Source organism: Methylibium rhizosphaerae, assembly GCF_006386545.1.
In the GTDB taxonomy this organism is placed as follows: Bacteria; Pseudomonadota; Gammaproteobacteria; order Burkholderiales; family Burkholderiaceae_C; genus Pseudorivibacter; species Pseudorivibacter rhizosphaerae.
Window position 1 is genome coordinate 1 of record NZ_SWAR01000074.1, and the last position, 7,063, is coordinate 7,063.

7 protein-coding genes are annotated in these 7,063 nt (G+C 65.3%); 3 read left to right on the top strand and 4 right to left on the bottom strand.

The annotated features are described in order from the left end of the window. Positions 1-390 (bottom strand): hypothetical protein (locus E8D38_RS26900; protein ID WP_140637356.1); only part of this gene is annotated, 390 nt, incomplete at its 3' end. Between the two features lie 206 nt (positions 391-596). Here E8D38_RS26900 and E8D38_RS26905 point away from each other — a divergent pair. Genes E8D38_RS26905 through E8D38_RS26915 form a run of 3 tightly spaced genes read left to right on the top strand, consistent with a single transcriptional unit; the run spans position 597 to position 2,616 of the window. Further along, positions 597-1,007: a helix-turn-helix domain-containing protein gene (locus tag E8D38_RS26905; RefSeq protein WP_246099721.1), complete on the top strand. Its 411-nt coding sequence runs from the start codon at positions 597-599 to the stop codon at positions 1,005-1,007. Then, complete coding sequence (locus tag E8D38_RS26910; RefSeq protein ID WP_140637358.1) at positions 1,004-1,621, top strand: ORF6N domain-containing protein; 618 nt, start codon at positions 1,004-1,006, stop codon at positions 1,619-1,621. Before E8D38_RS26905 ends, E8D38_RS26910 begins: the two co-directional genes overlap by 4 nt. Next, positions 1,618-2,616: a toll/interleukin-1 receptor domain-containing protein gene (locus E8D38_RS26915; protein ID WP_140637359.1), complete on the top strand. Its 999-nt coding sequence runs from the start codon at positions 1,618-1,620 to the stop codon at positions 2,614-2,616. The genes E8D38_RS26910 and E8D38_RS26915 overlap by 4 nt, the downstream gene beginning before the upstream one ends. Positions 2,617-3,155: 539 nt before the next feature. On the opposite strand, the gene E8D38_RS26920 is transcribed toward E8D38_RS26915, so the two are convergent. The 3 genes from E8D38_RS26920 to E8D38_RS26930 all read right to left on the bottom strand — a co-directional run bounded on the left by E8D38_RS26920 (position 3,156) and on the right by E8D38_RS26930 (position 6,249). After that, positions 3,156-4,481 carry a hypothetical protein gene (locus E8D38_RS26920; protein ID WP_140637360.1) on the bottom strand — a complete coding sequence of 442 codons (1,326 nt, stop codon included), beginning with the start codon at positions 4,479-4,481 and terminating at the stop codon, positions 3,156-3,158. Positions 4,482-4,688: 207 nt separating this feature from the next. Then, positions 4,689-4,964 (bottom strand): hypothetical protein, encoded by a 276-nt coding sequence (locus E8D38_RS26925; RefSeq protein ID WP_140637361.1) that lies wholly within the window; start codon positions 4,962-4,964, stop codon positions 4,689-4,691. A 10-nt stretch (positions 4,965-4,974) separates the two neighbouring features. After that, the gene (locus E8D38_RS26930; protein ID WP_181179509.1) at positions 4,975-6,249 is read right to left on the bottom strand and encodes a hypothetical protein; all 1,275 of its coding nucleotides are present in this window, start codon (positions 6,247-6,249) and stop codon (positions 4,975-4,977) included. Positions 6,250-7,063 lie beyond the last annotated feature (814 nt).

A 7,063-nucleotide genomic window follows, 5' to 3' on the forward strand; every position in this document is an offset into this window, starting at 1 on the left:
GTCGTCCTGTCGGAACATCTGCCCGTTGGCGTCGTACTCGTAGTGGGTGCCACCGATCACGTTGGCGTGCTTGTCGTCCCACACACGGCCCAGGCCTTCCTTGTAGCTCTCGAAGCGCTTGAGGTCGTACTCGTAGGTGGTCAGCGTTTCTCCGGGGCCGGCGTGGCTCTTGAGCACGTAGCCCTTCAGGTTGCCGGCGTCGTCGTAGTTGAACGCTTGCAGGTCGTGCGTGAGTTCGTTGCGGTCCACGCCGTCGGTGCTGCCGTGGATGGTGATCAGGCGCTGGCGCGCCAGCCGGCCCTGCGCGTCGTAGCGGCTGATGCTCAGCTGGTTCTTCACGGCGCCGCCGGCAGCCCCCAGGTAGGCGGCCGAGACGCCGCTGCCCGGCATGCCGCCCTGCAGCACCCGGCCAGCCCCGTCGTACAGCCGTTCATCGACCAGAACGCCGTCGCGCCGCCTCTGGGTCAGGCGGTTGAGTGCGTCGTGCTATGCGGGGATGTTGGAATGCAAGACCTGACCCGGGCTGCGTCTGCAGCCGCACGCGCCAAGCGATACCGCCGGCGTCCAGCTGCGGCTCGTCGGGCAGTGTTATCTTCATGGCGCATCCACTGGTCTTCCCACCCACCACCGCCATGGCCATCAGCAGCGAGAAGCGCGCGTCTTTTGTCGCGATGGGCGAGCGCATCGCCACGTGGTGCAAGGCCCACAACGTCACGCAGGTGCGGCTGGCCGAGGCGCTGGGGGGCTCGCAGCAGACGCTGCAGTCCTACGAAGTCGGGCGCCGCCGCATCCCGGTGTCCGCGCTGCCCATCGTGGCGCACACGCTGTCGGTGTCGCTCGATGAGCTGTTCGGCGAGCGCAAGGCCGCCGCCGCGCGCGCCGGCAAGCGGGGGTCCGCGCCGCAGTGGCAGCAGCAGATCGAGGCGGTGGCCCAGTTGTCCAAGTCGCAGCAGCAGCTCGTCGCCCGCATGATCGAGACGGTGCTGGCCCAGGCGGGGGCGCGGTGAGCAGCGCGCAGTTACTCGCGCCCGAGGCCATCACGCTGCGCATCGCCACGGTACGCGGCCAGCGCGTGCTGCTCGATACGGACCTGGCCGCGCTCTACGAGGTGGAGACCAAGCGCTTCAACGAGGCGGTGCGGCGCAACCTGGCGAAGTTTCCGGCGGACTTCATGTTCCAGCTCTCGGCCGACGAGTGGGCGGCTTTAAGGTCGCAATTTGCGACCTTAAACGCAGCGCCAGCCGGGCGCGGCCAGCATCGCAAGTACCTGCCCTATGCCTTCACCGAGCACGGCGCCATCATGGCGGCCAACCTGCTCTCCAGTCCGCGTGCGGTGGAGGTGTCGGTGTACGTGGTGCGCGCCTTCGTGCGGCTGCGCGAGTTGGCCGCCACGCAGGGCGACCTGGCGCAGCGGCTGGCCGAGCTCGAAGAGAAGACCGAGGCGCTGGCTTTGAGTCACGACACCTTCAGCCGCAACACCCGCGCCCAGCTCAAGCAGGTGTTCGATGCGCTGCGCGAACTCATGACCCCGCCCGAGCCGCACAAGCGCCCGATCGGGTTCGTCACGCCAGAGCAACACAAGAAGGACCGAACCAACCAAGCCAAGAGGGGGACGCGATGAAGATCTTCATCAGTTGGAGCGACGAGCGCAGCCACCAACTCGCTCAGGCGCTGCACCACTGGCTGCCGCTGGTGCTGCCCTACGTGCAGCCATGGCTGTCGCAGGCCGATATCTCCGCCGGCGACCGCTGGGCACAGGAGGTCGCCAAGGAACTGGAGTCCTCCAACTTCGGCATCATCTGCGTCACGCCGGAGAACATCGGCTCGCCATGGATCCTGTTCGAGGCCGGAGCGCTGGCCAAGTCGCTGCAGGGCGCGAAGGTGATCCCGCTGCTGCTTGGGCTGGAGTTCAGCGATGTCAGCGGGCCGCTGGCGCAGTTCCAGGCCAAGAAGCTGGGCAAGGCGGGGCTCTCGGAGATCGTGCAGTCGATCAACCAGTCCGCTCAGACGCCCGAGCCAGAGGACCGCGTGAAGGATCGCTTTGCGGGTCTGTGGCCCGACATCGAGAAGAAGATCGAGGCCATCCCAGCGCAAGCCCCAGGCGCCAAGCGCACGCGGCCTCAGCACGAGATCCTCGAGGAACTTGTCGCCACCGTGCGCGGGGTCGAGGGACGCTTTGCCAGGCTCGACGAGGGCTTGGTGGACGCGGACTTTCGCTCAAGGCGCCGGCGTCGGCCGATGCATCCGATGATGCTCGACGACATGTCGCGCATGATCTCCGAGGAGGGCGACGATCCGATCGCGCTGCTGATGTTCGGCAGCATGGTGCGCGACGATCTGCCCTGGCTCTACGAGCTGGTGGTCGAGGTCTACCGCGAGGTGCGCAGCGGCGATGCGAAGGCCGCGCAGCGCGCGCTCGATCGACTGCGGCGCATGACCAAGATGCTTCATCGCGGCCCCTTCATGGAGGAGTTCGCCGGCAGCAAGGAGTCGCACATGATGATCATGGAGCTGCCCCGCATGCTCGATCACCTGCTGCATCGCATCGAGTCGCGCCGCCCCAGGATCGGGACCAACACGGAAGCCGAAGCCGCCAAGACCGACGAGGATCGCTGAGTCAGGTCAGATCAGTGTTGCATTGCAAGACCTGACCCTCGGCTTCGCCGGGAAGCCACCCAAGCAACAAGGGCCGCTCAGCGAGCAGCCCTTTTGGGGGTTTCCTTCTCTCAGCAGCCGTCTGATCAAGCAGTTGTTCAGACAGCGATCGGGATGCGCTCCAGTTCGACACCGAGGGACTCTATTTGCGAGGCCAGAGGGCGCAACTCCGACTCGGTGAATCTACCGAGATCAAGCCTTTCATGGTCACGCGCCTTCTTCATTAGCTCTACCGCTGACATGGACCGTGTTCGAGGGAAGAGCGATTGCAGCGCTGCAATGTCACGCGCAGACGGCCTGCCCCGCCAACTCGCGAGAAGACTGAACACCGGCTCCAGATCCTTCGGCAAGGCGGGATCAAACTGCGGCGCGTAGACATGCACCGTTTCCTCATGTCCGCAAGTCTCGCAGCGCCAAGTCTCTAGCGCTCCTGTGCGAGCAACTACTGCCCACTTTTCATTGCCGCAGTTGATGCATTTAGCCATGTTTGCCATATCTCCCTAGCGCGGCCAATTGGGATCTGGACGCACGCCGCGATAGACCGGATGCCCGGTAAGCAGATCGTACAAGCCAGCATCGCTCAGTCCGTTGGTCCAATGCCCAAGATCAACACCCCCCTGAGCCCTGAACGCATCGAACTCATGCCCAAGATGGTAGTTTGAGCGTGAGAGTCCTTGCATGAAGTGCGTGGTCTCGTGCGTTGCGTAACCTGCCGCCTGAATCGGCGTCGAGAACGCGTCACCGTAGATCTCGATTTCGCGAGAGCCAAACCTGTATAGCCCACCAAGCCTCCGGCCGGAGGGGTCCGTCGCCAAGATGTTGACATCCAGACGGCCGCGGCTGATGAGCTTGGCTGTGGCGAGTGATTCAGGCGTCCCAGCCTGTCTCAAGGCGCGCAACAGCGACTGCTGGGTAACCTCCGACGATTCAGCAGCCAATCGCCCCGGGTGAATCGCCGCAGCACTGTCACTCGCAGCGCCAAGCCGTACCCCACTTTGCAGCCGCCCCATCGCGACGCCACTAGCCACGCCGAGCGCTAGACCCGTGCCTTGCGCCGTCGCTTGCCGGATAGCCACCGGGTCATCGCCCGTGAAGTTGTCCCACCAGCGGCCAATCGCGCCTGATGGATCGTTGGCAAACGACCTGATGCCTTCGACGGCCGCACGTGAGGTTTGCACAGCCCAGGCCGCACGGCTTTCCGCTGTGCCGACCACGCCGAAGCTGTAGCCGGCCGACTCCACCGCACCGGCACCCGCGTCGTAGACGCCCAGCGCATGCGCTTCAGCCCGTTGCGCGCCCGTCAATGCTGGCCCGCTGCCCGCAACCGCTTCAGCCTGCATCGCAGCAGTCGCCGCCTCGGCATTCATCTGTGCGATCTCGACGCGCCGGAAGTCGTCTTGTGCGAGCTGCCACTGCGCAACTTCCTGACGGCTGATGCCACGGTACTGCGCGGGCTCGGGCGGCAGGCGCGTGCCAGTCACCTCGACACGGTCCAGCTCGTAGGTCTCCCGCTCGTTGCCATCGGCATCCACCACCAGCCGGTAGTTCGGCCCCTCGCGCGAATTGACATACGCCCCCGGCGACAACCTGCTCCGGCCGCCGACGTCGCGCACGTCATCGGCGTCCAACCCCAACCGGCGCGCGATGCTCTGGCGCGCGGTTTCCTCGCCGCTATCTCCCCAGATCGGCTCGCTGCGCTGCACAGCCTGCCGCCCCATGCGGCCGTAATGCACGTTGTCGCTCTGGAGGTCTGAGCCGTTGACGTGGTTCTTGTCGGACCACGGCCCCACGCCCTGCAGTGCCTCTTCCTGCTGGCTGGCACGCAAGCTCTCCTCCGCGAGGGAGCCAGCCAACGCATTGCCGAGAGCAACAGGCCCGCGGCGAAGTCGTAGCCCTATGCCGCGCCAAGCCAGCATTGGCGCGGGTTTGTGGGCGACGACATGACCGAGAATCGGTGGTGTAGAGGTACCAGATGGGCAAGGGGCTTGGGTGCATGCCCCTTGTAGCGAATTGGTCCGACTGCTCCCCTGCCTTCAGGCAGAGAGCATGCAGTGCTTTCCAAGTTCACTCGCCCCCTCACCAGACACGTGCAACTCGCCGCTCATGCCCGTAGGAAGTTCTGCGATTTGCCTGCGGTACGCGACGATGCTCGACACCTTCAGCAGAACAGGGCTTTCAGACCCCGACTCGCTTCGCACCGAGACAAACTCGTCGTTCAATGACACTTTGCCCTTGTTGACGATACCGCTGACTCGGATGACTTCGCCATCCGGCTGAACCTCATGAATCAAGAACTCTACGTTCGACATTTCTTAGTCCTCAATGACGGATACCGGCGCGGACGAGGAACTCCTGAATTTGTGCTGGAGTGAGCCTCGAAGTCGCCTCAAGAATTTGCGTTGCTTGCTGTGAGCTCGTAATCGTCGGTGGCAACTTGGCCACCCCCATATCGCTCAGGACTTGCCTCGCCGTATCGACCGGAATCGCGTTCGGCGCCATGGCCTCGAACTGGCTCGGCTGCATGTTCACCTGGACTTCACGTTCCAACGAGGCTCGCACATTGCCGAGGTCGATGTCGCCGGCAGCGAACTTGCGCATCCCACCGGCGAGAACCACAGCGTTGCCGCCGATGGCCTTGCCTTCAAGTGCAAACACCGTGGCAACAAGCGGGTCAGTCGAGGCCGGTGTAATGCCGAGCTGTTGCAGCACGGGGTTGCCCGGGAAGCCCGGCGTCGTGCCTCGGAACAACTGTACATCGCCGAGTGTCTGGATTTGCAAGGCAATCTCGGCATCACCTAGTCCGGCGTTGCGAAGTGCAGCGAGTTGGTTGCTCGACAGCCCGCTCAGTGCATCAGCCGCACTTCCGACCTTGCCTGCCCTGCCAAGAGGTGTGCCCTGCAAGCGCCCAAGCACAACGCCACCACCTACACCCATTGCAACGCCAGCGCCTTGCGCCGTGGCTTGCCTGATGGCTTCTGGGTCATCACCCGTGAGGTTGTCCCACCAGCCAGAGACAGTGCCGCTCGGGTCATTGATTAGGCGTCTGATGCCTTCCACACCGTCCTTTGCTGCCTGCTGAGCCCAAGCCGCTCGGCTTTCCGGTGTTCCCACCACACCAAAGCTGTAGCCGGAACCTTCGACTGCACCCGCACCAGCGTCATAGACGCCCAGCGCGTGCGCTTTCGCTCGCTGCATGCCGCTCAGTGGTGCCGGTGCGTTTCGCCCCGGTGAGCCGCCTGAGTGCCAGACAGGCCCGCCTTCGCCCGTCCTGCGGCTCCAGGCACCAGCCTGGCCGCCTTGGCTCTGGCCCCTGGTGTTACTGGCGATAGGGCGGCGGCTTCCGTTGTAGGCATCGCTCGCCACGTCCATACCGTTGCGGTAGCCATGTGCGCTTGCCGGATTGAAGGCGTCGCTTTCGACGTCCATGCCGTTGCGGTAGCCATAGGCCATCGCTGGCTTGAAGGCGTCGCTTTCAACATCCATGCCGTTGCGGTAGCCGTAGGCCATCGCAGGGCTGAAGTTGTCGCTGTCGATGTCCGACCCATTGCGGTAGTCAGCCGATGACCACGGCCCTTGGCCTTGAGTCGGCTGCACGGCATCAACCAGACCGCTGCCCAACGCATTGCCGAATGCAGTTGGCCTGACGCGGGTCGTAGCCACAGCACCCCGCTACGCGAGCAGCGGCGCGGCTTGGCGCACCGCAGGCCCTGCGCGCCAGCGCCTGGCGCGCGCCCCGCGCGCGCGAAGTGCGGTTTTGCGCCTGCACAGCGGCTAAGAGGAAGAAGCCCCGGCGCTTTTTTCCTTAGCGGCCGTGTGCTCGTCGCGCACCTCGATGTCGCATCGAGTCAAGGCCGCGCGCAGCGCGCCCGCAGGGCTTGGCCTTGACGCGCCACGGCCAGGCACACGCTTGCGCATGCGGGGGCAAGACGAGACTTCGGCTTGCCCCCGCATCGAGACTGCGTTGCTCTTGCGTGCTTCACTTTGGAGGGAGCCCCCTGCGGGGGCGGACGGGAGGACGGGCAGACGGGGCGGGCAAGGAGTGACGCGCAGCGGCACGACCCCGCACCGGCTGACCGGCCGGGGTGGGCGGGGGCTCGTGCTCGTGAGGACTGCGCGCAAGCGCCTGGCTTCGATGCCTGCGGCCGCCAGGCCGCACGAGCTGCAGTGCCGCAGGCGCTGCGGGGCGCCAGACATAACGGGGGTTGATCGAACCCGCAGGGCGCGAAGCGCAGCGCAGCGGCCGACCCGCCGAGCGAGCTTGCGAGCGAACGGGGCGGCTTCGATCAACAGCCCGTTATGTGAAGTGCGAAGCACTTCCCCCGCAGCGCCTGCCAGGCAGCGGCCGGCTCGATGCCGGCTGTTGCCTGTCTCGTGGCTCTCGCGCGCAGCGCGCTGGCTTTGAGGGCGG

Excerpts from the sequence above, each read along its gene's own strand:
- E8D38_RS26905 (WP_246099721.1), top strand. The coding sequence starts at position 597 with ATGGCGCATCCACTGGTCTTCCCACCCACCACCGCCATGGCCATCAGC.
- E8D38_RS26915 (WP_140637359.1), top strand. The coding sequence starts at position 1,618 with ATGAAGATCTTCATCAGTTGGAGCGACGAGCGCAGCCACCAACTCGCT.
- E8D38_RS26925 (WP_140637361.1), bottom strand. The coding sequence starts at position 4,964 with ATGTCGAACGTAGAGTTCTTGATTCATGAGGTTCAGCCGGATGGCGAA.